The following is a 24,570-nucleotide window of genomic DNA, read 5'->3' on the forward strand; positions in this document are numbered from 1 at the left end:
TTCCTGGCCGTTGAAACTTAGTTGTACGCCGTCACCGGTTTAAGGTCAAGTTCACCTATGCTCTATCTTGGTTGCCCGGCTTGGGCTAGCTCGCAGTGGAAAGGCTCACTGTATGCTATTGATACTAAAGCAGCTGACTTCTTGTCAGTATATAGCCAGTATTTCAATAGTGTCGAAGGAAACACCACTTTTTATGCCGACCCTACAGCAGATACCCTATTACGCTGGCAGCAACAGACGGCTGAAAATTTTCGATTTGTGCTAAAAGTGCCTCAACGTATCAGCCACCAAAATAGGGACGACAACATCGAATCCCTAATAGACTGGTTAAACAATTTAACCGTCTTAGAACACAAACTTGCCATGGTACATTTGCAATTACCTGCGCATTTTGGCCCAGACCGAATGGGGCAAATTAGTGCAATGGTTCAGCAAATTAGCCAACACCATCGCTGTGCACTTGAAGTGCGCCATGCCGCATTTTTTGACAAAGCCGAACATGAAGTACAACTGCACCGGATGTTGCAGCACTATGGTGCTGAACGCGTGGTGTTTGACAGTAGAGCATTATTTTCAGTTACGCCTGACACCCCTGCATTGCTTGATGCACAAGCCAAGAAGCCAAGACTGCCGGTGCATGCGATAAGTTTTAGTCAAACCCCCATGCTAAGATTTATCGGTACTGACGACATGACGCTAAACAACAAATTTTACCAACCTTGGTTGCTAAAAGTCCGGCAATGGATGGATGAAGGCAAAACCCCGTTTTGCTTTTTCCATACGCCTGATAACACCCTTGCACCTGAGCTATGCCGGCAATTTGCCGCCGCGCTGCAGTATCCACATCCCTGCAGAGATCCCTGGCCTGGCGAACAGCAGTTCAGCTTACTGTAGTGTTGCCAGCTTTTACGCTAAACTAACGCCACTTTTTACAGTCCCAACTCAAATTATGCATAAAGACGACATTTTTGCCGAACCGCTGACACAGGTACCTGACTTCTGTTTTGATGATCAGGTCGCTGAAGTATTTCCAGATATGATTCAGCGCTCAGTGCCGGGTTACCAAACCATTATTCAGACCATTGGTAAACTTACCAGCCGTTATCAACAGCCTGACAGCACCTATTATGATTTGGGTTGCTCTTTGGGTGCAGCGACGCTAGCGATGCGACGTAATATAAGCGCAGCTAACAGTACGCTGGTGGCGGTAGATAACAGTAAAGCAATGGTTGAGCGCTGTGAACGGCATTTGCAAGTGTTTCGCTCTGACGTACCAGTACAGGTGAAACTGGCTGACATTAGGCAGCAACCCATTGAAAATGCAGCAATAGTAGTAATTAATTTCACCCTACAATTTTTGCCACAAGCCGACCGAAGCGCCTTAATACAACGAATCTATCAGGGGCTTAAACCCGGTGGCGTGTTGATCTTATCAGAGAAATTTATCAGTGCCGACCACACCGCAAATGAGCTGTTAATTGACCTGCACTATGAGTTTAAACGTGCTAATGGTTATAGCGAGCTTGAGATTAGCCAAAAACGCAGCGCACTTGAGAATGTAATGAAACCTGATACCTTGCAACAACATCAGCAGCGCCTGCAACAGGCCGGCTTTAGTAGCCAGACGCTATGGTTTCAGTGCTTTAACTTTTGCTCAATGTTAGCGATTAAATAAGGTTTCCTATGCTCGACTTTACCTCCTTTTATGCCCAACTGGCGACCAACAAACTGCATCATTGGCTGGAAACATTACCCGCCCAACTGGCAAACTGGAGCAAAGACGCTCTGCACGGTGACTTTAAGCAATGGCAAAAAGCAATTGCGCATCTGCCTGATACCACTGCCCAATACATTGAAATAAAACACAATGTTGAGTTTGGCAGTGCTGACGACATCAGTACCGGCGCCGCACAGCAAATTCAATATGTATTACAGCAATTGAAGCCATGGCGAAAAGGCCCGTTTACTATTCACGGCATCAACATTGATACCGAGTGGCGCTCCGATTTTAAGTGGGACCGGGTACTGCCGCATGTTGCACCATTACAACATCGATTTGTGCTAGATGTTGGCTGCGGTAGCGGGTATCACTTGTGGCGCATGCGCGGTGAAGGAGCAGAATTTGTGGTTGGCATTGACCCATCACAACTGTTTTATGCGCAGTTTCAGGCAATAAAACACTTTAACCCCGACCCAGCGGTTAATCTGATCCCAATTGGTATCGACGATATGCCCGCACTAAAACAGTTTGATACCGTGTTTTCCATGGGCGTGTTGTACCATCGGCGCTCACCATTGGATTTTCTGCAACAGCTTAAAAACCAGCTGCGCCCTGGCGGCGAATTAATCCTTGAAACGCTGGTGGTTGAAGGTGATGAAAACACCGTATTGGTGCCTGGCGAACGCTACGCCAAAATGCGCAATGTATGGTTTATACCCAGCGTGCAAGTACTAGTACACTGGTTACAACGGCTGGGTTTTAGCAACGTGCGACTGGTCGATTTAAACCGCACGACGTTAGACGAGCAACGTAAAACGGCTTGGATGGAAAATGAAAGTTTAATTGATTTTCTGGACGCAACTGATCATAGTAAAACCATTGAAGGTTATCCGGCACCGCTACGCGCGGTGATCATTGCCAATAATTAATTGCGTTGGAGCCCTGCTACTTCTATGCCCTACCGTCCCCGTTCAACCTTAGAGCAATGGCGCATTTTGCAAGCAGTAGTGGACGCAGGCGGCTATGCACAAGCTGCTGAGCGGCTTAATAAAAGCCAATCATCACTAAACCATGCGGTAGCTAAACTGCAAAGCCAACTTGGGGTTGAGCTGTTAGAGGTTCGCGGACGCAAAGCCCATTTGACCGCAGCTGGCGAAGTTATGCTACGCCGCTCACGTCTATTAACCCAACAAGTAGAAGATTTGGAATTACTGGCGTCGAATATTGATCAGGGCTGGGAGCCCGAAATACGGGTTGCAGTAGAACTGGCATACCCCCGTCATTTCTTAAACCAAGCACTGGCAGCATTTTACCCGTTAAGTCGGGGTAGCCGTATTCAACTGATCGATAGCGTCATTACCGGCAGCGCAGAAATTATTCAGCAAAAAAGTGCCGATCTGGTCTTGGCGGCTTCCGCAATTATTCCCAAAGGCTATCTGGGTGAACCCTTGTGCGTTGTCCGCTTTATCCCAGTTACGGGCCGTGACAACACGCTCGCCGGAAAAGACAATATCGATCAAAATGAACTGAGCCAACACCTGCAGCTGGTGATCCGTGACACAGCAAAAAAACCCCAGGAAAATGCGGGTTGGCTGCGTGCAGAGCAACGTTGGACAGTGGATAATTTTTTTGAAGCAATAGACATTTTACAGATGGGTTTGGGATTTTGCTGGATCCCCGATTTTATGGTCGCCGACATAATAGCCACAGGTGCGCTGGTGCAGATTGACCTAAATCAGAACAGTGAACGCGTAGCGGCTATATCGCTGGTAACGCCAAAAGAAGAAACACTGGGCCCCGGCAGTAAACAATTACGCCAGTTAATATTGGCTGCACATCAGAAAAACTGAGGCTGACTATGCAACAACACGAAATAAGTACTTTAATGCAGGATGCATCCAATGACGCGATTCGCTTTGCAAAGGAACATCAGGTTGAATTGGATAAATCACTCACTAGTTTGCTGTTAGTCGACCAGCTTTTGGCAGAACTTCATTCTCACGAGCAGGCAGCACCACATTCTGCTGAGATTATCTTTACCCTATGCAACATTTTTGGTGCATATATCGGCCAGGTATTCATTGCGCATGTTGGTGGCCAGTGGCAATACAATCAGACGGATAAGAAAGCACCTTTTGTTTTTGTACAATTCAATGACAAAGAATTTCCTTTTGCATCAGTGTGTTACCATAAAATAACCCAAGATAACACGATCAGCTTAGCTAACTATATGAAGCAAGCTATGGCAAATGCTATGCAGTAAGGCTTTTGTCGGCGCCGTTATACAGGTAAAATGCCGCAAATCTTAAGCCTTTCCACTTTCAGCCATTCGAGGATAGCCGTGAGCGAGCAGAAAACATCTTTAAGCTACAAAGACGCCGGTGTCGATATTGACGCCGGAAACGCCCTAGTTGAACGCATCAAGGGTGCCGTAAAGCGTACACGTCGTCCGGAAGTTATGGGTGGTTTGGGCGGTTTTGGTGCGCTGTGCCAAATCCCTGCAGGTTACAAAGAGCCCGTGCTCGTTTCAGGTACGGATGGTGTCGGTACAAAATTACGTTTAGCCATGGATCTAAAGCGCCACGATGGTGTTGGTATAGACTTAGTTGCCATGTGCGTTAATGATTTAGTTGTGCAAGGTGCTGAGCCCCTGTTTTTCCTCGATTACTATGCAACCGGCAAACTTGATGTTGACACTGCCAGTGCCGTCGTCAATGGCATTGCTGAAGGCTGTTTCCAATCTGGCTGTTCATTAGTAGGCGGCGAAACTGCAGAAATGCCTGGCATGTATCATGGTGAAGATTATGATATCGCGGGCTTTTGTGTCGGCGTGGTAGAAAAAGCAGACATCATTGATGGTACAAAAGTGCAACCAGGCGATCAGATAATTGCCCTGGCGTCATCAGGCCCACATTCCAATGGTTTTTCGCTAATTCGTAAAGTGCTGGAAGTCAGTGGCCAATCTGCTGACACCGTTTTGGAAGGCAAATCTATTGCCGATCATTTACTCGAACCTACTCGTATATATGTGAAAAATTTGCTTAGTATGCTTAAGCAAACACCAGCGCACGCACTATGCCATATTACTGGTGGTGGTTTTTGGGAAAACATTCCTCGTGTATTGCCCGAAAATACTAAAGCGGTAATAGATGGCAAAAGCTGGCAATGGCCTGCCATATTTAACTGGCTGCAACAACAAGGCAATATTAGCCGCCATGAAATGTACCGCACCTTTAACTGTGGTGTTGGTATGATTGTTGTCGTGCCTAAAGATACGTTACCACAAGCACTTAGCCTAATTTCAGCTGCTGGCGAAACCGCTTGGCATCTGGGCGAAATTGCCGCGGCAGCAGCCGGTGATGAACTGGTCATTATTAACGAATAAGGCCACCGATGAAATCTATCGTAGTACTGATTTCTGGTAGCGGCTCTAACCTGCAGGCAATCATTGATGCCTGCAGTAGCGGGTTTATTCCGGCTAAAGTCACTGCTGTTATCGCCAACAAAGCCGATGCTTACGGCTTAGTGCGGGCAAGTGATGCGGGTATCGCAACCGAAGCACTTAGCCATAAAGCATTTTCCAACCGCGAAGATTACGATCAGGCACTGATTAAAACTATCGACGCCTATCAACCCGATCTGGTGGTACTTGCTGGCTTTATGCGCATCCTGACCCCCTGTTTTGTAAGACATTATCAAGGCCGTTTATTAAACGTGCATCCGTCCTTACTGCCTAAATACCAGGGGCTGGATACACATCAGCGGGCAATCGACGCAGGTGATACTGAGCATGGTTGCAGCGTACATTTTGTTACCGAGCAACTTGATGGTGGACCGGTTATTTTGCAGGCGAAAGTACCGTTATTCAGCGATGACGATGTAACATCTCTGGCTGAGCGTGTGCATGAACAGGAACACCGTATATATCCGCTGGTTGTGCGTTGGTTTTGTCAAAGCCGTTTACAACAGCAAGCAGATCAGGCATGGTTGGATGGTAATGTATTAGCCGCCAACGGGTATGCCAATGACGAAGATGATTAAACGGCGCTTTTGGGCGCCTTTTGTAATAGTTACCAGCCTATTTTCCAATGCACTGTATGCCGATATAGCACCACTTAGTGAGTTTAATGCTGACTATATTGTGTATCGCGCCGGTAAAAAACATGGCGACGCTAAACGCTATCTAAAAACAACAGAACAGGGCTACCAGCTAGGATACAGCAGCGATATCAGCTGGATGATATTCTCTGACAAGCGCGAAGAAACCTCCGACTTTGTGATTAACAACGGCCAAATTCAGCCGTTACGTTACATTATGCAGCGCTCAGGTACTGGCCCTAATCGTTATTACGAACTCAACCTTGACCCTGTAAAGAAAACACTCAGCGAAGGTGCCAACCAAAAACAAAAGGCCGTCAACTGGCAAGATGACTGGTTAGATCAAATAAGTTATCAGCTACAATTGGTGCTGGATTTAAAAGCGGGTAAAACCGATTTTAATTACACGGTGCTTAATCGCAGTGGCAATACAAAGGAATACCATTACAAAGTGGTTGCTGAAGAGATGCTACCGCTGCCATATGGCAATATAAAAACGCTGCGCATTGCTCGCATAGAGCAAAATAGTGATAAGCAAATTTATGCCTGGGTTGCACCTGAACTTGACTATATGCTGGTGAGACTTTGGCGCGGTGAAGACAACGTAGAGCAATTTGATGTCCAGCTGTACAAACTGGACATTACCCCGGAAAATCAGCCTATAGGCTCGCCGTAACGAAACAATTGGCTCTCACCATTTTGCATCTTGTGCCACTGCTCGTTATTGGTCAGTGGCTCTGTTGCAATAATAGTCACGACATCATTCGGCGTCGTTTCAGTACTAAAATCAATGTCCACATCCACGTCAGATAAACGCGCCATGCCAAAGGGAGCACGCCGCGTTATCCAATGTAATTTGGTGGTGCAATAGGTTAACAAGTACTCACCATCGGTCAGTAGCATATTAAAAACACCAAGCTTGTGCAGTGTTTTGCACTGGCGCTGAATAAACGTAAAGGCCTGCTTTCGGCTGGCAGGCTTTTGCGGATAACGTTTATCGAGCTCACTCAACAGAAAACAAAATGCACGCTCACTGTCTGTTGTGCCCACCGGCGTAAAGCGCTGCACCGGCAGTTGCTGATAGTTTGTGAGTTGACCATTATGGGCATAGGTCCAATATCGGCCCCAAAGTTCGCGGGTAAACGGATGTGTGTTTTCAAGCGCTACCCTGCCGCGGTTTGCCTGGCGCACATGGGCAATAACCGCTTTACTTTTAATCGGGTAATCCGACACTAACCGTGCTATTTCAGACTGATAACTGGGCAGCGCATCTTTAAACGTGCAGACGCCTTTATTTTCGTAAAATGCAACTCCCCAGCCATCCTTATGTGGGCCGGTTCGCCCGCCGCGTTCTTTCAGGCCTTTAAAACTAAAACAGATATCGGTTGGCACATTGGCGGACATGCCAAGTAATTCGCACATATTTCATATTACCTTCTAAACGCATTTAGCAGGACAAATTGCACCAAATGACTATGCTTAGCGTATAAGTTGCAACTTAAGTTGACAATCACTTTATGCAACATCGTAGATATGGGCTTGCAACTTTAGTTAAAGCGTTCTACTCTAGCGAGATAGTGGTCAGACCTCTTTTCGGAGCATAAAATGGAACTAGTAATACTTAGCGCGGCGCTTATCGCCGCAATTGGCATTCTGGCGTACAACCGCGCCAGCTTGACGATGTTCACTGCAGCCATCGCCATTATATTGGTCGTTGGTACTGTATTAGATACTGTGGGTACGCTAAGTTGGTTAGTGTTCCTGTTGATAGCTTTACCATTAAATATTGCCTCGGTGCGCCAGCAATATCTTACGAAACCATTGTTATCACTCTATCGCAAAATCATGCCAGAAATGTCCAGCACAGAAAAAGAAGCTATTGATGCTGGTACAACGTGGTGGGAAGCCGATTTATTCCGCGGTAATCCAGACTGGCATAAAATGCATAATTTTCCGGTGCCACGTTTAAGTGCTGAAGAACAAGCGTTTCTGGATGGACCGGTTGAAGAATTACTGGCCATGGTTGATGACTGGCATACTACGCACGAACGTGCTGATCTTTCGCCAGAAGTATATCAGTACCTAAAAGATCACGGCTTTTTCGCCATGATTATTAAAAAGCAGTACGGTGGTCTTGAATTCTCGGCTTTCGCGCAATCTTGTGTACTGCAAAAGCTCACCAGCAAAAGCATGGTGTTATCCAGTATCGTTGGTGTACCTAACTCCCTAGGCCCCGGTGAATTGCTGCAGCACTACGGTACTGATGAACAAAAAGCGCATTATTTACCACGCCTGGCCAAAGGCCTGGAAGTGCCTTGTTTTGCCCTAACCAGCCCGGAAGCGGGTTCAGATGCTGGCGCAATACCAGACACAGGCATTATTTGCAAAGGCGAATGGGAAGGCAAAGAAGTTGTTGGTATGCGCCTTACCTGGAACAAACGCTACATCACGTTGGCACCTATCGCTACGGTGCTGGGTTTGGCGTTTAAATTATACGATCCGGAAGGTTTACTGGGCGACAAAGAAGAGCTGGGTATTACCTGTGCGCTAATTCCGGTAACCACACCGGGTGTTAAAATAGGCCGTCGTCACTTCCCACTGAATGTGCCATTCCAAAATGGCCCTACTCAGGGTGAGAATATCTTTGTACCACTAGATTATATTATCGGTGGTGAAAAAATGGCCGGCCAAGGCTGGCGCATGTTGGTTGAGTGTTTATCAGTAGGCCGCGCAATAACACTCCCTTCAAACAGTACTGGCGGTATAAAAGCGGTTGCTTTGGCAACAGGTGCTTATGCCCGTATTCGTCGTCAGTTCAAATTACCTATTGGTAAAATGGAAGGCGTTGAAGAAGTAATGGCGCGGGTAGGTGGCTATGCGTATATGGCTGATGCGTCAACATCGATGTCTGTCGGCTCTATCGACTTAGGTGAGAAACCGTCTGTTATTTCCGCCATAACTAAGTATCACATGACCGAGCGTATGCGCCAGGCCATTATCGATGCTATGGATGTGCATGGTGGTAAAGGTATCTGTATGGGCCCAAATAACTATCTGGCGCGTGGATATCAAGGTGCACCGGTGGCCATTACGGTAGAAGGCGCTAACATACTTACCCGTAATATGATTATCTACGGACAAGGCGCTATCCGTTGTCATCCATACGTGTTAGCTGAACTACAGGCGGCACAATTAGATGACGAGCGTGCGGCAGTAACCGCGTTTGACAAAGCGCTGTTTGGCCATATTGGTTTTGCTATTAGCAACTTCTTCCGTACATTCTGGTTATCGTTAAGCGGTGGCATTTTTAGCAGCGCCCCATACAATGACGCTACAGCTAAATACTACAAACAAATGAACCGGTTTAGCGCCGCATTAGCGCTGATGTCAGACGTTGCTATGGGAACCTTAGGTGGTGATCTTAAGCGTCGTGAACGTATTTCAGCGCGTCTGGGTGATATTTTAAGTATGCTCTACCTAACATCGTCTGTACTGAAGCGTTACAACGACGACGGACGTAAAGCGGAAGACTTGCCATTAGTACAGTGGTGCTGTGAAGATAATCTGGCCAAAGCTCAGCTGGCTTTAGATGAGTTGTTTGATAACTTCCCTGCCCGCGCAGTGGCAGTGGTACTAAAGCGCGTGGTGTTCCCATGGGGCCGCACCTTACGTAAAGCCTCCGACATCACCGAGCACAAAGTTGCCCGTATTATGCAAACACCTGGTGAAGCACGCTCACGGCTTGGAAGTCATTTATATCTGAAAAATGAGCCGTTAAACCAGTTAGGTTTAATGGAACAGGCACTAAAAGATATCCTTGCAGCTGAACCTATTTTTGACAAAGTAAGTCACGCAGCAGGAAAACGTTTGCCATTCTTCCGCTTAAACGAAGTAGCAGACTTAGGCCTGGAACTGAAGGTAATAAGCGATGCCGAAGCACAACAGCTTCGTACTGCAGAACAAGGCCGCTTATTTGCCATCAATGTTGATGACTTTGAACCAGAATACCTGGCAGCGGATAAAACTCTTACGCAACAAGGCGCTGGTGCAGTTGAAAAAGACAAACAAAATAAAGCAGCCTAAATAGGTTCCTTTGATAACACTTAAACAAAAGGGCCTGTCGATTGACAGGCCCTTTTTAATTTTACTAACCAGAACAACTTATAGTTAGCTGCGAGCTAGACTAATACGAGCTTCAGTTACTCGCTTCAGCTACTCGCTTAAGTCAAACAAACTAACAAAGACTCATTTACCATATCTGCGGCGATATAATAAACCAAGTCCCGCCAGCATTAGCAGAGCTGAAGCAGGCGCAGGTACTTGAGCCGCAGTGATAGTAAGGTTCAAATCAGTAGCACTAACATCAACAAAATCGTTAGCAAAATTTACCGCGCCAAAATTCATAAAATTAAGGCTTATCAATACATCGCCAACTTGCCCAGCTAAAAAGCTAAAGGTTGCTAATTCAAAACTGCGGCCTTGTTGAGTGGCGAGTATCATCTCATCCGCAAACAAATCAGCATAATCACTCAGGAAGAGTGCACCAACAAGCGCATTATGTTCATCAAATTGATTGCTACCAAAGCCATCGTCGAAACCACTGCCAAATTGCCAGTTAAGTAACGACACTGCAGATGTCGGGTATAACACCTCAGCCCAAAACCCGCCCATGGTCTCGGTGAGGTCGCTCATAGACAGCGTTACCGTTATGATATCGCCAACTTGGTAATCGCTACGATCAGCATTTAATTGAATTAACGCTGCATGACTAGCACCAGTAAACAGTAAACACAGCGCAAATAACATTGATTTCATTGTTTTATTCTCCATTAAATTATTGTGGGCTTACGCAACGTGGCAAATCACAAAGCGCAGTCATAGCGCGTACATCACGCTGATCCACGACAGCATCGCCATTAAAATCCAGACTTAATGACAAAGCACCACCTTGTCTGAGTATCTGTTGAAACAATCTAATATCACGCTGATCAATTGCACCATTTTGATCAAGATCAGCTGCTTGGTAACTGGCCGGAAGTTGTAAAGCAACCACTACCGGGTCATGATCTGATGAACGATAAGCGTCACCTGCGAAGTAATCCAATTGTTGCTGCGGAGTCTTAAACTCAACATTGTAATCCAGTGCTATTGGCTCATCTGCGTTAATATTCCATTTGGTTGCATCAACCAGGTACTGTATCGCCTTGTCGTTTAGCAAGGCATGATCCAGTGAGCCTGATAAACCGAAGAACACGTAGCCATGACTTGGTACTTTACCCAGGACTTCAAACACATTTTTATAACCCGCCTGCGCTAAAGTAGTGATCGGGTCTTCTTTGGCGTAGGCATTCAGATCACCGATAACCAAGGCTGGAATATCAGTAAACTGCTGGGCTGCAAAAGTACCAATAGCTTCGGCTGCTCGGCTTCGGCTAATATTGCAGTTACCCTGACCATCTCCGTTATCGCTATCGCCAGCGCCACATGCTGAGCCCTTCGATTTTAAATGGTTTACCATGACGGCAAATTCTGCGTCAGTTTCCAACTCACGGAAACGCTGCGCCAACATTGGTCGGTTACGGTTATCGTCAAATAGCGCAACCCCCTGTGCATCAACTGCTGAGTTAGAAGAATCCAATATCATCAACTCAGCAGCTGGCGTCACCAGATCACTGCGGTAGATTAAGCCAACTGTAATTTGATCAGAACCAACCGGGCCACCGGCGTTGATAAACTGCCAATTGTTATTACCTGATGCCTCGCGTAGGCCATTCACCAGATCAGCAATGGCTGATGTTGCTGCATAGCCATCATTTTCTATTTCCATCAAACCGATAACGCTGGCATCCAAGGCCGCCAAGGCTGACACAATTTTCGCCCGCTGGCGCTCAAACTCAGCGGCACTGTCTGCGCCACGTGCAGTAGGGAAACCGCCGCCTGCGCCGTTACCATTAAAATAATTCAACACGTTGAAGCTTGCGACTTTAACATTACCTGCCGCTGACAACTCTGGCGCAGCAGTGCGCGGATTACTCTGAATAAAGTCTGGCGTTTGCGTTGGCATAATGCGGTACTGACTAAAACCGTAGTGCACGGTACCGGTCAGGTTAATTACAGTATCACCGCTACGTACCGAGTTTGTCGCAGCTAAACCACCTACTGGATAAGGCACTGTCGCCGGATTCTGACTTGTGTTGGCATCATCTAACACAATCTTGTTTAATTCATGCGCCGCCGCCAGAGCAATAGCTTCTGCCCCCGGGCTAACAACCTGAGTTGGCGTGTAACGCCTGCCGTTAGATAACGTCAGCTCACCAAATCGTCCAAGAGTATAGGTATCATTTACCGTTAAGGTCTGCGCAAAACGTACCAACATCCCTTCTACAGCCTCCAACTCGGCTATCGTAGTAACAGGCAGTGCCAATGGTGTTGCAGATGGTAATTCGCTGCTGCCGCAATCCTGGCTGGCAGTAATATTGGTTAGCTGAGTATGGCCATTAAATTCAGCAACAGTCGCCTGCAACCTTACACGCTGACCAGTGCTTACACCCAGGTTTGCACTATTCGCATATACAAACACGCCCTCAGAGGTGGCAGGGTCGTTATCTTGCTCAACACCAACGGCTTGAATATTGTAGCCTCGTAGGCCAGGCGACGTTTGTGTAACCACGGCCTCAACCTGCACTGTCTGTCCAACCAACGGACTGGCATCACCGGCACCTTGAATAACTGAAATAGCCGTTGCCGGCTCGCCACAAGTTAATACCGGATCGGGATCCGGCTCAGGATCAACCGGGTCACTGCCTTCACCGTTAAACAGACCAATATCGCTAAAATCATCCTGCGTGAAACCCGCCCACTGTGTAGCTGGGTCGAAACTGTCTGTGGTATTGCTGTCATAAAGGACACCAGTACGGCGCAAAGTATCATTCGCCGTTGTCGTATCGCCACTCCCCCAGGCTGAACCCGGATCAACACCAATCTGACCAATTGAATCAATAACAACACTGCCATTTTCCAGCGTAATGGCATCATCACCATTCCACAAGCTGTTGCCCGATGTTTGATCTGCCAATGCGACAAGTTCAGCAGAGGCACTGCTTGATGCATAAACAAAGGTACTGCCAGGCTGCACAGTACCAGCAAGGTTTATTGTTGTACCAACATTAGCACTGCCGTTGAAGTAAACTTTTATCGCATACCCACTAAGTGAGATCGCTTCAGCTGTCGGATTATAAAGTTCCAGTGCTTTGTTGTTGCCGGAACCTTCTATATATTCAGAAATAAATAAATCGGCGTGGACGGCCGGTGCTAATAACATGGCGATGGTTGCTGATAGCGCCCTGATTTTCATTTTAACTCCCTGGTTATTATCGTTAAGGACAAGCAAATATAAAGCGCTTTTATGGCAGATTTATTAACTTTGAGCAAATTATTGCAAGTATTTTTTTACGAATAAGCGCCAGTAATTTTTACACAAACTTTAATAAATGTTTTTACGTCAATCTGTGAAATAATCAGCCATAAAGCAATCCGAATGTCTGCTACTCACTTCCATCTGGCTGCAAGATAAGGTTTACTGTACGTCGTTCTATTATCAGGAGTACCACATGTTTAAAGTAAACCAATATTTTGATGGCAACGTAGCGTCGATCGCTTTTGCCGGTGAGCAACTCCCTGCGACAGTGGGTGTCATGGCCCCGGGCGAATATGAATTTGGCACCAGCCAGCATGAAGTGATGACTGTTGTTAGCGGCGCTTTAACGGTATTACTACCTGGCGCTAACGGCTGGCAAACCTTCAGTCGCGGCCAACAGTTTGAAGTACCAGCTAATGTGAAGTTTCAGTTACAGGTTGCTGTAGATACCGCGTACCTTTGCACCTATGCCTGATGTTGTATTAAGGAACCACCATGCGCGGTATGCGCTCTGCAGCAAAGCAACCAGAACCCGCCAAAAGGCCGGAAGCCGTTAATCTAAAACAGACGTTGGCCATGCTATGGCCGTACTTATGGCAGTTTAAATACCGCGTATTGCTGGCATTGCTGGCACTTATTGCGGCCAAGGCTGCTGTGCTACTGATGCCGCTGGCGCTTAAGTACATTGTTGATGCCCTGGACAGTGGCCAGCAAAGCTTGCTTGTTGTGCCAGCTGCACTGTTATTACTTTACGGCGGTTTGCGCTTTGCCACCGTGTTTTTTGGTGAAGTTCGCGACGCACTGTTTGGCCGGGTTACCGAGCATGCTATGCGCAAGCTTGGGCTGCGGGTATTTCAGCATTTACACAGTTTAGAACTTGCCTTTCATTTAGACCGCCAAACCGGGGGCATTAGCCGCGATATTGAGCGAGGCAGCAATGGCCTGAGTTTTCTAATGCGGTTTTTAATGTTTAATATCGCCCCCACCCTGTTTGAAATACTGGCGGTGGCGCTGATTTTTGCCACGCTGTTTTCGCCCTGGTATTCGCTGGTAACTGTTCTTGCAGTTGGTATCTATATCTTTTTTACCGTAATCATTACCGAGTGGCGCAATAAATATACCCGCGAAGCCAACCAGGCAGATAACACCACAAACAGCCGCGCAATTGACAGCCTGTTAAATTACGAAACAGTAAAATACTTTAACAACGAGCAATACGAAGCTCAGACCTACGATAGCTTTTTAGCCAAATGGGAGCAGGCCAGACTAAAAAACCGGCTTAGCTTGCTGGCACTAAACTCGGGCCAGGCACTTATTATTGCTGCCGCTATTACCGCTTTAATGTGGCTTGCTGCAGATGAGGTAGTAAACAAACAGCTAACTCTCGGCGATTTGGTTATGGTCAATGCCTACATGATCCAGCTGTTTTTACCGCTAAATTTTTTAGGCTTTGTTTACCGCGAAATACGTCGTGCACTAACCGATTTAGAAAACATGCTGGGATTACTTAAGCGTAAACCACAGATCACGGATGCAGCAGGTGCCAGCACCTTGCAGTTAACTAAAGGTGAAATACGCTTTGAGCAAGTTGCGTTTCAGTATCAACCAGAACGCCCCATACTGCAGCAATTAAACTTTACCGTGCCGGCGGGCAGCAAAGTGGCTATTGTTGGTGCCAGTGGCGCAGGCAAAAGCACCATTGCCCGTCTGCTATATCGCTTTTACACCACTAGTGCGGGCCGTATTTGCATTGATGGGCAGGATATCAGTACCGTAACGCTGGACAGCTTACGCCGTGCTATAGCTATAGTGCCGCAAGATACGGTCTTGTTTAACAGCAGCATTCGCGAAAATATTCGCTACGGTCGCCCTGATGCCAGCGAAGCCGATATAGACCAAGCCATTGCACTGGCGCACTTACAGCACTTTATTGCCAGCTTGCCGCAAGGTGATGCCACCTTGGTAGGTGAGCGCGGATTAAAAGTGTCCGGTGGCGAGAAACAGCGTATTGCTATCGCCCGCGCTATTTTAAAACGCTCACCCATACTGCTGTTTGACGAAGCCACTTCGGCGCTGGATTCCGCTTCCGAGCAGGCTATATTGCAAGCAATGCGCGAAGTTGCCCGCAACCATACCAGCGTGGTTATTGCGCACCGGCTGTCTACCATTACCGACGCTGACAACATTATTGTACTAAAACACGGCCAGCTGGCAGAACAAGGTAGCCACGACGAGTTGCTAGCGGCGGGCGGCGAGTATGCCCGTATGTGGCAATTACAGCAAAAGCAACAACAGTAATAGGCTGCACTGGCGCTTACTGCCAGTGCTTGTTTATACTGCGTTGGCTAAAACCATAATAACAAGCCCAATTAAAGGTGCCTTATGACCCCATTTAAACGCTCTGCCACAGCTTTTTTTGTCACCTCTACCCTATTGCTTAGTGCCTGCAGCCCACAGCAACAAGCCGCACCGGTAAAAGCCGAGCAAAAACAATTAACGCAAGCCGATGCCGAAGCCTTTCTGGCTGATACCGAGAAGAAACTAGAGCAACTGTATTTAGAGTCAAACCGCGCCGAGTGGATATACGCTAACTTTATTACCGAAGACACGGCATCACTGGCTGCAGATGTTAATGAAAAGCTGACTGTAGAAATGGTCAACCTGGCTACAGCAGCAGCAAAGTTTGATCAGGTGGCACTGTCTGAAGACAGTCGCCGTAAACTGGATAAACTCAAATTAGCCTTAACCTTACCCGCACCACAAGATGCCGCTAAAACAGCAGAAATGGCCAAGCTTGTTGCCGAATTGGGAGGCCTGTATGGCAAAGGCAAATACTGTAAAGCGGATGGCAGCTGCTTATCATTAGGCGACATGTCGGCCATTATGGCCAGTAGCCGCGATTACAACGAACAGTTAGAAATGTGGCAAGGCTGGCGCGAAATAAGTAAACCAATGCGCCCGTTGTATCAGCGGTTAATTGCGTTAACCAACGAAGGTGCCAAAGAGTTAGGTTATGCTGACACAGGTGCCATGTGGCGTTCAAAATACGATATGCCCGCCGATGACTTTGCTAAAGAGCTAGACCGGGTGTGGGAGCAGGTAAAACCGTTATATGAATCCTTACACTGTCATGTGCGTAGTAAATTAGCCGAACAATATGGTACCGACAAAGTGGCTTTGGATAAGCCTATTCCGGCACATCTGCTAGGGAATATGTGGGCGCAAAGCTGGGGCAATATCTATGATCTGGTGGCGCCGCAAGACGCCGATCCAGGCTATGATGTCACTGAGTTATTAGCAAAACACAACTACGACGAAATCAAAATGGTTCGTGGTGCTGAAGCGTTTTTTAGCTCACTGGGGTTTGACCCATTACCCGAAACGTTTTACCAGCGCTCGCTATTTTTAAAACCAGCCGATCGCGATGTTGAATGCCATGCATCAGCCTGGGACTTAGACGCCAAAGACGATTTGCGTATTAAAATGTGTATTCAGCGCACTGGTGAAGAGTTTTCAGTAATTCACCATGAACTGGGACACAACTACTACCAGCGCGCCTATAAAGACCAGCCAGTGTATTTTCAGGAAAGCGCCAACGACGGCTTTCACGAAGCCATTGGCGACACTATTGCGTTGTCCGTTACGCCAGGCTACTTAAAGCAAATTGGTTTACTGGACACCGTACCTGACGAGTCAAAAGACATTGGCTTATTGCTGAAAATGGCCATGGACAAAATTGCTTTTGTGCCGTTTGGTTTAATGGTTGATCAATGGCGCTGGAAAGTGTTTAACGGCGACATAGCCCCCGAGCAATACAACGAAGCCTGGTGGCAACTGCGGGAAAAATATCAAGGTGTTGCAGCACCCGTGGCTCGTAGCGAAGCCGACTTTGACCCAGGTGCAAAATACCATGTGCCGGGCAACGTGCCTTATACCCGTTATTTCTTAGCGCACATTCTGCAGTTCCAGTTCCATAAGGCACTATGCGATATCGCAGGAAATGAAGGCGCCGTGCATCGCTGCTCTATTTACAACAGTAAAGAAGCCGGTGCTAAGCTAAACCAAATGCTGGAAATGGGCTCAAGCCAAAGCTGGCAACAAGCGCTGGAAGTGGTAACCGGCAAACCAGAAATGGACGCCACAGCCATTCTGGCCTACTTCGCCCCGCTGCAAGCCTATTTAGACGAGCAAAACAAAGGCCAGCAATGCGGCTGGTAAGCTAACCGCTATATTAATAACAAGCCCGCGAAAGCGGGCTTGTTATTTTTACAGCAATTAACATTTAGGGTGGCCGTACAACTTAAAGACCGAAAGAGGTGTTAAGGCTGCTGATACACCACAACCTTGTTGCGGCCTGTGTGTTTGGCATTGTAAAGAGCGATATCTGTTTGCTCTATTAGTTCATCAGGCTCAGCAAAAGTTGACGTACTGCTAATACCAATACTGATGGTCATTTTAAGGTTTGGTTCCACAGCCATCGCAGTGTGTGCAACTGCCTTGCGTAGTCGCTCAGCAATAAGTATTGCTGTTGCTTCATCGGTGTCGGGTAAGCAGAGTAAGAATTCTTCACCGCCGTAGCGAAATAGTAAGTCATAGTCACGCAGCTGTTCGCTGGCAATATCAACGACATGCATGATAGCGCGGTCGCCGGTTTTATGGCCGTGCTGATCGTTTACTTGTTTAAAGTGGTCAATGTCAAACAGCAGCAGGCTAAGTGTTGTACCGCTGCGCTGTCCACGGTTAAGCTCAGCAACTAGCCTTGTTTGCAGCGAGCGGCGGTTTAACAGCCCTGTTAACGCGTCACGCTCAGAGACATGAAGTAATGCGAGCCGCTGTTGTGAATGGCTTAACATGATGACACAGCCAATCATTAAAATGGCAAAGGCGGTAAGACTGAAAAAACCAATGCTATGAATTAGTGCACTTTGCTGTGTATGTACAATTTGAAAATGCTCTAGCAGCATGTAAGTGGAGCGTAAGGTGAATTGAATAATATTAAAGGCAAAGGTGGCAATAAAAGCTAAATACACCCGCCCCAGATCGCTGTGCCGCTGACGCCAAAGCATATTTATACTCCACAGGTTAAATGCCAGGACTAAGGGAATGGCAAATAGCATGCGGTTAGCGGTGGCACTGCTGGCAAAATCTGTTAGTTGAATAAGATAAATGGGAATAAGCAACAACAATAGCCATTGTCTTTTCGCGGATAACTGCAAGTGGCGGTGAATGCCGCAGGCTAATGCCAAGTGCGCACCAACACTACAGGTATTAGATAACGCAGGCACCAGCCAATAAGGCAAACTGGTGATACTGCCATTCACCGTGCTCAAAAGGGCATTAACTAACATTAGCACGGCGGCTAATATAAAATATCGCTGATAACGGAATTGACGTTCTGATTTATATTGCAACACCAACAATGCCGCAAAGGTGGCGGCAATAAAGGCGTTTACAATACTTAGCGTAAGCACATCCATTACTATTATGACTGCTTGTACCTTAATTCACAGCGCCGCAAAATAGCACAAAAAAACAGCATCGACAATTGTTAAAAACGAGGTGAAAGGGTAATTGTACGTTTAACATTGACGGTTCGCATTCAACTCAACCGGGAGAACTAAGGCTGGGTATGAAAACGCGGCGGAGCTACTTAACTATTCTTTAAACAACCAAGTAAAAAACCTGCTACATGCAGGCTTTTTATTTTTTAACGGTGCGAGGCGTATAGCCGCTACTTACTCTAACCGTACTTTCATCATGCCGCCTTTATACAAACCCAGGTATAAATAGGACTGCTGTTGCTGCTGTACCAGCAACATACTGCGCACACCGCCTAATAAATCTGCCATACCTTGATACTGTAAGCTTTGCCAACTTTGGCCAGCATCGTCAGACCATTGCAAAATAAGCGGTTGCGGCTCGCTAAAGCTCTTGTTCCATCCTGCGGTGTACAAGCGACCATTTCGATTAGGGTCTATTGCCACATCAAAGTAAAATCGGTGATTAGCCTCTGGTAACAGGCTTGTCCAGCTGGCGCCGTTGTTTGTGGTCATAACAATGCCGCCCTCGCCGCAGGCATAAACAGCATTGTTGGCAAAACGCACGTTGTAATACACGCTGGGATCGGGCAATAACTCACTAAACGCTTGCGTATGCCCATCGGCTAACCGATAACTGAACAAGACACCATTTTCAATAGCGCCCTGCCCTCCCCACCAGATCTGGCTGCGTTCAGGCGTTAACGCTAATGCACTGTTGGGTTGAGCCAACATGTTCCAGTCACCTTGAAGCTTTTGCCAACTGATGCCTAAGTTATCCGATTGGGCTAGCACACCATGCCCCGTGGCGTATAAACGTTGTTGCAGCGGATCGTAGTGCAAAGCGTAAATACCTTCATGCTCGCCATTTTCGCCAAAAGGACGCGACACCTCCAGCCAACTGTCACCAGCGTCAAAAGATTCTTGCAGATGAATTCCCGCAGATTCAGTATCATTTTGCAGGTTCACCGCCGCCAACCAATGTTGGTCGGTAATCATAGCCAAATCTTGCAACTCATAGCCTTCTAACCCTATTAACTGCCAGCTATTTTGCTGTGGCTGCTGTTGATATAAGCCGTTGTTGGTTAAAGCCAGAATATTGTCTTGTTGCTGATACAACCGCTTAATGATTAGCCCACTAAGACCTTGATGAGTAAATTCAAACGGCTCCGGCGTTGAAACCGGAGGCGGTTGTAATGGTGCGGTATCGCTATTACAGCCGCTTAGTGCAAACCAACACAGTAACCACAGTAGAACATTACGCAATTTCATTATGTCTCCTAAAACAGGCCATGCAGACGTTAGCCTTTACACCGCCCTTTGGTTAAACTCACAAATATAAAACCATGAATGAAACATCAATGTTGTCAATATTGGTAATCGGTGTGAACTTAATGCGACAATGCGCCGCATAAAATATCAGAGAAAATTAATAAATGATTATTAGCATAAAGCGACTATTACTGTGGTTGGTAACAGTTTGCTTGCTAACATTGCCTGCATTGGCAGAGGTTCAGCTGCATACCACTGCGGTGGGTGACTACCAGTTATATCTACCCAAAGCTGCGGCGAAAAATATTTTGGTGCTGGCGCATGGCATGTTAGGTAAAAACCAACAAGCAGCAGCACAGGCAAAAATCTATACCGAGCGCTGGATACCCTATGCTGAAAAGTATGGCTTAATTATTATTGCGCCAGCTTTTGACAACGAACGCTTTGGTAACCTGTCGCAAGGCTATGGTGGGTATCGTAATTTGTTTGGCAAATATATTGGTGCTGACGATTTTGTGCATCAGTTGGTAGAACAATATCGCAGTAAAACACAAACTGGCGCCAGCCAGTTTTACTTATACGGCCACTCTGCCGGTGGTCAGTTTGTTGCCCGTTACGTAGTTACTCACCCCGAACGTGTTATCAAAGCCGTTATTAGCGCAGCGGGCCGCTATTCTTACCCGGACGATCGCGTGCCCTGGCCTTACGGTGCCGGGCGCCTTAATAAAAAAATTAGTTGGGACAGTGGTGCTGTTGTGCGGCATGAACGCGTCAGCCCGCAACTGCTTAATTACGCAAAAGCGGCTGATAAAACGCAGATAGTGATCGGCGCTCTGGACACCAAAGCTCAGGATAGACGAGCAGCACATATCGGCAGTAACCGGATAGAATTTGCACATAGCTGGGCTGAAGCAGTAAATGACCTTGCCACACGCTATGATATGAAGGCAAATATTAAGGTGCATCTGGTCGCAGGTATTGGCCATGACTCCGCTAAGCTAACGCCTAAAGCAGCTTCATTGTTATTTGCGGATCTAAACCGATAACTAAAAAATGCATTAACCGAGCAACCACTGCTGTAGCTGCGCCAGCGAGCTGACTTCATGGTGCGGGATTATCCCTTCAGGGCGCGAAGCGCCGTGACGGTTTAACCAACAGGTGTCAATACCGGCGTTGATACCGCCTTTAATATCGGCATGGGGGTTATCACCCACCATTAAAATCTGGTTTTTAGGAGGGTGGTTCATTAAAGCAAAAGCATGATTAAAAATGCCGATATCGGGTTTGGCTACCCCTACTTGCTCAGAAATCACTAATGCTGAGAAGACATCAGCAAAACCAGTACGGGCTAAACGTATTTGCTGTAGCTCGGTAAAGCCATTGGTAATAATACCCAACTTTGCACGGCCTTTTAACGCCCGAATAAGCTCTGTGGCACCAGGAAGTGTGGTGCAAATATCCGCCATCGCCTGCATAAAAGCACTATTTAGGGCATTGGCGCTGTGGTTTAGCTTTTGTGCCCAGGGTGTGAAGCGGCTAACTTGTAGCTGCTGGGCGCTAATGTCGCCCTGTTGATACTGCTGCCATAATGGCAGGTTAATTGACTGGTAATATTCATAGTCTTCAGCGCTAAACTGATACTGATGCCGGGAAAACATCAGCTGTAAGCCTTTAAAGGCATCAAAATGAAACAAGGTTTCATCGGCGTCAAATAAAATCCACTTATAGCGCACAAGCTACTCCAAAATAAACCAGCAAGCGGCAGTTTATCAGCTAAGCCAAGCTATTGCAGTGACTGAAGTACTAGTCTACCTGCCAACGTTGTTTAATTTTTGCCAGAGTGCCATTTTGCTGCAACGTGGTAAACGCCTGCCGATAGCGCTCACGTAGAGCTGGGTCTGACTGATGATTAAAAGCTGCACATAATGGGTGGTTTAGTTCTTTGAGCTGAAGCACTTTTTCAAGTTGGTTTGCATCATAGCCTAATTGATTCGTTCGCCGGTATATCGATTTTTCGGCACTTATTACCAAATCTACCCGCTCTTTATACAACATACTTAGCGCATGCTCCGCTGTTGAGGTTCGCAAAAGTCTTTTTATGCCCTGCGCAGTTAAATACTGATCTGGATTTGACGAAATACTCACTGCAATATGAAAAGGCTGCAAGTCCTGCAATGCCTGAAGTGGCTGCTCTATTTTTCCTTTTAGCGCCCAGAAAAATAACTGTTCGTTATCCAACTCAGCAACACAATCAAACAATGCCGCCCGTTCCGGGTTGTATGACAATGAGTAAATTAACACATTGTCGTTATTCACTGCCTCGTAAAACGTGCGACCCCACGGGTTTACTTCAAAAGCTGGCGTATCACCTGTTAACGCAAACATGGCCTGCACCACTTCCGTGGCATAACCCCCAAGCTGGCCATCTTCTTGCTTTAACTGATAATAGCTACGATACTCGGTTACAACCCTAACAGTGGTAGCTTGTGCTAAGAAGCTTAACAACCACAGCGGCAGCAACAAGAGTATCGCTGTCTTATCGAGCATATAATAAACATCCTATAAAAAAAGGTGACAGGTTTTTTTACGTTAACTGTTGCACCACAAACTCACATAGCTGATGGCTACTAAGCAGCGTTTTATTTTGGGCTTTGTTAGTACCGCCCTTTTCTACCTGCTGGATAAACTCGTCCAACATGCCAACAAAACCGCGCTTGTGTATGGTGCTTTGCCAGTCATTCACAGCAAGGTGCTGCTGCTGGTTAGCTGCGCTATGAATACCCTGCACCAAATTATCTACTTGCCAATGCTGATTGGCGGAAAAATACTCTAGCCGTTCAAAACTGTGGCCTGCTAAGCGGTTCATCGATACCGAAACTGACGTACTACCCAGCTGCCAATTTACTTGTACACAAGCCAACTGATCTTTATCAAACTGACCGTGCACCACTGGCGTAAAATTGCCTTTATTATGTAACGCCGTTGCATAATGGGCAAAGTCTAAAAGATGAATAAAATCATCATAAACAAAGGTTCTAAGATCTGCTGGCTGCTGATAACGGTTCTTCTGGTAATGTAGCTGTAAAGGTACGTTGGCAAGAGGCTGTTGATACAGCGGCACATAACGCCTGTTAAAGCCAACAAACAACAAAATATTGCGCCGCTCGGCTGCGCTAATTAACTGCTCACACTCCGAAAGCTGATAGCTCAGCGGCTTATCAATAAATAGCGGAATACCCGCATTGAGCAGTTCGCTGGCTATGCTAAAGTGGCTGCTGGTAGAGCTGTGAATCATCACCGCATCGGGCTGAGCCGCTATTAATGCAGACAACTCAGTGTACCCTTCACGAATACGGTACTGCTGCATAAGTTGCCGCAAAACAGTCTCATTTCGAGTACAAAGTACAGGCGTAATGCCAGGCATACTTGCCAGTAACGGCAAGTAGGCTTTTTGTGCAATATCACCCAGGCCCAATAATGCTATTTTCATGCTACACCCAGCGGCTAAATTGCATGTTTAGTAACTGTTGAAGTGGGCCAAACTGCTCAGCCATTGTTTGCCTCTTGGTTAGGTAAAATGTAGTGAGCAGGTTATCACGTAAAATGGTTAGCTGAGTAAATGCCGGTTAAAAAATTGTAGTGTTTTTTGCCATGCCAGCTCGGCCATAGCTTCATTATAACGAGCAGTAGAGTCGTTATGAAAACCATGATGAGAATTAGTGTAGCGTTCAATGCTGTATTGCACTTTATGCTGCTGTAGTAATATTTCTGCCGCAGGCCACATAGCATTTACCCGCTCGTCTAATTCTCCCAACTGTACCAGCATTGGCGCTTTAATATTCGCAATGCCATCAGCCGGTGGCGGTGAGCCATAAAAGGGTACTGCAGCGTTTACGGTATCTGGCAACTCTGCTGCAAGGCGACCTGTCATCGCGCCACCAAAACAAAAACCGACCACGCCTAACTTACCGCTGCCCGCCTCAAGTTGTTTTAGCCATAAGGCCGCCGCGGTAAAATCTGCGGCAATTTTTTCACCGTCTAAACTACGCTGCATAGTACGGCCATCATCATCATTACCCGGGTAGCCCCCCAACGACCACAATGCATCGGGTGCAAACGCGATAAAACCGGCTTTAGCCAGGCGGCGGGCTACATCTTCAATGTAAGGGTTTAACCCTGAGGGATCCCCACGAATTTAGCCCCCGCATTCAATGTTGTAACTCGTTGTATCTAGCAAGTGTTTGCAGTGGCGCAAGGTACTGCGCCACTGTGTTGTTGTAAACATTACCTGCTTTGCCACCGCTCTTAACCCCAAGGTATGAAACGATAAGACACGTTTATCCCGATAGCTGTTTGCCTGGAACCGGCGTTGCTGATTGGCTACGGTCAGCCCAACACCCAGTAATATCAGCACTAATGAAGCTAAATTGCTCAGCAGCAGTAACAAGCTTATTCGGTGTATTTTTGTACTACCGTTTTTCTCGAATCCCAGGCCAAACTGCGTGCTTTTCATATCTCTGAAGCTC

The 24,570-nt window shown here is 46.9% G+C and carries 22 protein-coding genes and 1 pseudogene; 13 read left to right on the top strand and 10 right to left on the bottom strand.

Annotation, left to right across the window (positions count from 1 at the left end):
• The first annotated feature begins 57 nt into the window (after positions 1-57).
• From H595_RS0113720 to H595_RS22385, 8 genes are all read left to right on the top strand, one after another.
• Positions 58-894 (top strand): DUF72 domain-containing protein, encoded by an 837-nt coding sequence (locus tag H595_RS0113720; protein WP_027671726.1) that lies wholly within the window; start codon positions 58-60, stop codon positions 892-894.
• Between the two features lie 55 nt (positions 895-949).
• Entirely contained in the window at positions 950-1,675 is a 726-nt protein-coding gene (gene cmoA / locus H595_RS0113725) for a carboxy-S-adenosyl-L-methionine synthase CmoA (RefSeq protein WP_027671727.1), read from the top strand.
• An 8-nt stretch (positions 1,676-1,683) separates the two neighbouring features.
• Positions 1,684-2,649: a tRNA 5-methoxyuridine(34)/uridine 5-oxyacetic acid(34) synthase CmoB gene (cmoB, locus tag H595_RS0113730; protein ID WP_027671728.1), complete on the top strand. Its 966-nt coding sequence runs from the start codon at positions 1,684-1,686 to the stop codon at positions 2,647-2,649.
• A 24-nt stretch (positions 2,650-2,673) separates the two neighbouring features.
• On the top strand, positions 2,674-3,570 hold the full coding sequence (locus tag H595_RS0113735) for a LysR family transcriptional regulator (RefSeq protein ID WP_027671729.1): 897 nt from the start codon (positions 2,674-2,676) through the stop codon (positions 3,568-3,570).
• A gap of 8 nt (positions 3,571-3,578) precedes the next feature.
• Entirely contained in the window at positions 3,579-3,983 is a 405-nt protein-coding gene (locus H595_RS0113740; RefSeq protein WP_027671730.1) for a hypothetical protein, read from the top strand.
• A 78-nt stretch (positions 3,984-4,061) separates the two neighbouring features.
• On the top strand, positions 4,062-5,105 hold the full coding sequence (gene purM / locus H595_RS0113745; protein ID WP_027671731.1) for a phosphoribosylformylglycinamidine cyclo-ligase: 1,044 nt from the start codon (positions 4,062-4,064) through the stop codon (positions 5,103-5,105).
• Positions 5,106-5,113: 8 nt separating this feature from the next.
• The gene (gene purN / locus H595_RS0113750; protein WP_027671732.1) at positions 5,114-5,761 is read left to right on the top strand and encodes a phosphoribosylglycinamide formyltransferase; all 648 of its coding nucleotides are present in this window, start codon (positions 5,114-5,116) and stop codon (positions 5,759-5,761) included.
• On the top strand, positions 5,745-6,494 hold the full coding sequence (locus H595_RS22385; protein WP_169338555.1) for a DUF3108 domain-containing protein: 750 nt from the start codon (positions 5,745-5,747) through the stop codon (positions 6,492-6,494). Before purN ends, H595_RS22385 begins: the two co-directional genes overlap by 17 nt.
• Here the strand turns inward: H595_RS22385 and H595_RS0113760 are convergent.
• Entirely contained in the window at positions 6,473-7,240 is a 768-nt protein-coding gene (locus H595_RS0113760; protein ID WP_027671733.1) for a class II glutamine amidotransferase, read from the bottom strand. The two genes, H595_RS22385 and H595_RS0113760, sit on opposite strands and share 22 nt — an antisense overlap.
• Before the next feature lie 183 nt (positions 7,241-7,423).
• On the opposite strand from H595_RS0113760, the gene fadE reads away from it, so the two are divergent.
• Entirely contained in the window at positions 7,424-9,901 is a 2,478-nt protein-coding gene (fadE, locus tag H595_RS0113765) for an acyl-CoA dehydrogenase FadE (RefSeq protein WP_027671734.1), read from the top strand.
• A 162-nt stretch (positions 9,902-10,063) separates the two neighbouring features.
• On the opposite strand, the gene H595_RS0113770 is transcribed toward fadE, so the two are convergent.
• Complete coding sequence (locus tag H595_RS0113770) at positions 10,064-10,633, bottom strand: PEP-CTERM sorting domain-containing protein (RefSeq protein WP_027671735.1); 570 nt, start codon at positions 10,631-10,633, stop codon at positions 10,064-10,066.
• Positions 10,634-10,652: 19 nt separating this feature from the next.
• The gene (locus tag H595_RS0113775; protein WP_027671736.1) at positions 10,653-13,172 is read right to left on the bottom strand and encodes an ExeM/NucH family extracellular endonuclease; all 2,520 of its coding nucleotides are present in this window, start codon (positions 13,170-13,172) and stop codon (positions 10,653-10,655) included.
• A gap of 256 nt (positions 13,173-13,428) precedes the next feature.
• Here H595_RS0113775 and ppnP point away from each other — a divergent pair, with 256 nt between their 5' ends.
• The 3 genes from ppnP (at position 13,429) to H595_RS0113790 (ending at position 17,453) form a co-directional block, all read left to right on the top strand.
• Positions 13,429-13,710, top strand: a complete 282-nt coding sequence (gene ppnP / locus H595_RS0113780) for a pyrimidine/purine nucleoside phosphorylase (protein ID WP_027671737.1) — start codon at positions 13,429-13,431, stop codon at positions 13,708-13,710.
• A gap of 20 nt (positions 13,711-13,730) precedes the next feature.
• Positions 13,731-15,533: an ABCB family ABC transporter ATP-binding protein/permease gene (locus tag H595_RS0113785; protein WP_156885987.1), complete on the top strand. Its 1,803-nt coding sequence runs from the start codon at positions 13,731-13,733 to the stop codon at positions 15,531-15,533.
• Positions 15,534-15,617: 84 nt separating this feature from the next.
• Positions 15,618-17,453: a M2 family metallopeptidase gene (locus H595_RS0113790; protein WP_027671739.1), complete on the top strand. Its 1,836-nt coding sequence runs from the start codon at positions 15,618-15,620 to the stop codon at positions 17,451-17,453.
• A 101-nt stretch (positions 17,454-17,554) separates the two neighbouring features.
• On the opposite strand, the gene H595_RS0113795 is transcribed toward H595_RS0113790, so the two are convergent.
• Together H595_RS0113795 and H595_RS0113800 are read right to left on the bottom strand one after the other, a co-directional pair.
• Entirely contained in the window at positions 17,555-18,712 is a 1,158-nt protein-coding gene (locus tag H595_RS0113795; protein ID WP_027671740.1) for a GGDEF domain-containing protein, read from the bottom strand.
• Positions 18,713-18,970: 258 nt separating this feature from the next.
• The gene (locus H595_RS0113800) at positions 18,971-20,044 is read right to left on the bottom strand and encodes a hypothetical protein (protein WP_027671741.1); all 1,074 of its coding nucleotides are present in this window, start codon (positions 20,042-20,044) and stop codon (positions 18,971-18,973) included.
• Between the two features lie 164 nt (positions 20,045-20,208).
• Here H595_RS0113800 and H595_RS0113805 point away from each other — a divergent pair, with 164 nt between their 5' ends.
• The gene (locus tag H595_RS0113805; protein WP_027671742.1) at positions 20,209-21,090 is read left to right on the top strand and encodes an alpha/beta fold hydrolase; all 882 of its coding nucleotides are present in this window, start codon (positions 20,209-20,211) and stop codon (positions 21,088-21,090) included.
• A gap of 12 nt (positions 21,091-21,102) precedes the next feature.
• Here H595_RS0113805 and yjjG read toward each other — a convergent pair whose 3' ends face one another.
• The 5 genes and pseudogenes from yjjG to H595_RS0113830 all read right to left on the bottom strand — a co-directional run.
• Positions 21,103-21,777: a pyrimidine 5'-nucleotidase gene (gene yjjG, locus H595_RS0113810; protein ID WP_027671743.1), complete on the bottom strand. Its 675-nt coding sequence runs from the start codon at positions 21,775-21,777 to the stop codon at positions 21,103-21,105.
• A gap of 70 nt (positions 21,778-21,847) precedes the next feature.
• Positions 21,848-22,591 (bottom strand): substrate-binding periplasmic protein, encoded by a 744-nt coding sequence (locus H595_RS23520; protein WP_027671744.1) that lies wholly within the window; start codon positions 22,589-22,591, stop codon positions 21,848-21,850.
• A 37-nt stretch (positions 22,592-22,628) separates the two neighbouring features.
• The gene (locus H595_RS0113820) at positions 22,629-23,534 is read right to left on the bottom strand and encodes a Gfo/Idh/MocA family protein (protein WP_027671745.1); all 906 of its coding nucleotides are present in this window, start codon (positions 23,532-23,534) and stop codon (positions 22,629-22,631) included.
• Between the two features lie 117 nt (positions 23,535-23,651).
• Positions 23,652-24,239, bottom strand: a complete 588-nt coding sequence (locus H595_RS22395; protein WP_084153597.1) for a dienelactone hydrolase family protein — start codon at positions 24,237-24,239, stop codon at positions 23,652-23,654.
• Positions 24,240-24,570 (bottom strand): annotated as a pseudogene (locus H595_RS0113830) (hypothetical protein); the annotation flags it as partial.

The sequence above is a fragment of the Rheinheimera baltica DSM 14885 genome, from assembly GCF_000425345.1.
Lineage (GTDB): Bacteria > Pseudomonadota > Gammaproteobacteria > Enterobacterales > Alteromonadaceae > Alishewanella > Alishewanella baltica.

Coding starts and splice junctions, on each gene's coding strand:
- H595_RS0113805 (WP_027671742.1), top strand. CDS start 20,209: ATGATTATTAGCATAAAGCGACTATTACTGTGGTTGGTAACAGTTTGC.
- H595_RS0113800 (WP_027671741.1), bottom strand. CDS start 20,044: ATGAAATTGCGTAATGTTCTACTGTGGTTACTGTGTTGGTTTGCACTA.
- H595_RS0113735 (WP_027671729.1), top strand. CDS start 2,674: ATGCCCTACCGTCCCCGTTCAACCTTAGAGCAATGGCGCATTTTGCAA.
- H595_RS0113720 (WP_027671726.1), top strand. CDS start 58: ATGCTCTATCTTGGTTGCCCGGCTTGGGCTAGCTCGCAGTGGAAAGGC.
- purN (WP_027671732.1), top strand. CDS start 5,114: ATGAAATCTATCGTAGTACTGATTTCTGGTAGCGGCTCTAACCTGCAG.
- H595_RS0113760 (WP_027671733.1), bottom strand. CDS start 7,240: ATGTGCGAATTACTTGGCATGTCCGCCAATGTGCCAACCGATATCTGT.
- H595_RS0113770 (WP_027671735.1), bottom strand. CDS start 10,633: ATGAAATCAATGTTATTTGCGCTGTGTTTACTGTTTACTGGTGCTAGT.
- H595_RS0113740 (WP_027671730.1), top strand. CDS start 3,579: ATGCAACAACACGAAATAAGTACTTTAATGCAGGATGCATCCAATGAC.
- H595_RS0113775 (WP_027671736.1), bottom strand. CDS start 13,172: ATGAAAATCAGGGCGCTATCAGCAACCATCGCCATGTTATTAGCACCG.
- ppnP (WP_027671737.1), top strand. CDS start 13,429: ATGTTTAAAGTAAACCAATATTTTGATGGCAACGTAGCGTCGATCGCT.
- H595_RS22385 (WP_169338555.1), top strand. CDS start 5,745: ATGACGAAGATGATTAAACGGCGCTTTTGGGCGCCTTTTGTAATAGTT.
- cmoB (WP_027671728.1), top strand. CDS start 1,684: ATGCTCGACTTTACCTCCTTTTATGCCCAACTGGCGACCAACAAACTG.
- H595_RS0113785 (WP_156885987.1), top strand. CDS start 13,731: ATGCGCGGTATGCGCTCTGCAGCAAAGCAACCAGAACCCGCCAAAAGG.
- H595_RS0113795 (WP_027671740.1), bottom strand. CDS start 18,712: ATGGATGTGCTTACGCTAAGTATTGTAAACGCCTTTATTGCCGCCACC.
- fadE (WP_027671734.1), top strand. CDS start 7,424: ATGGAACTAGTAATACTTAGCGCGGCGCTTATCGCCGCAATTGGCATT.
- H595_RS23520 (WP_027671744.1), bottom strand. CDS start 22,591: ATGCTCGATAAGACAGCGATACTCTTGTTGCTGCCGCTGTGGTTGTTA.
- cmoA (WP_027671727.1), top strand. CDS start 950: ATGCATAAAGACGACATTTTTGCCGAACCGCTGACACAGGTACCTGAC.
- H595_RS0113790 (WP_027671739.1), top strand. CDS start 15,618: ATGACCCCATTTAAACGCTCTGCCACAGCTTTTTTTGTCACCTCTACC.
- H595_RS0113820 (WP_027671745.1), bottom strand. CDS start 23,534: ATGAAAATAGCATTATTGGGCCTGGGTGATATTGCACAAAAAGCCTAC.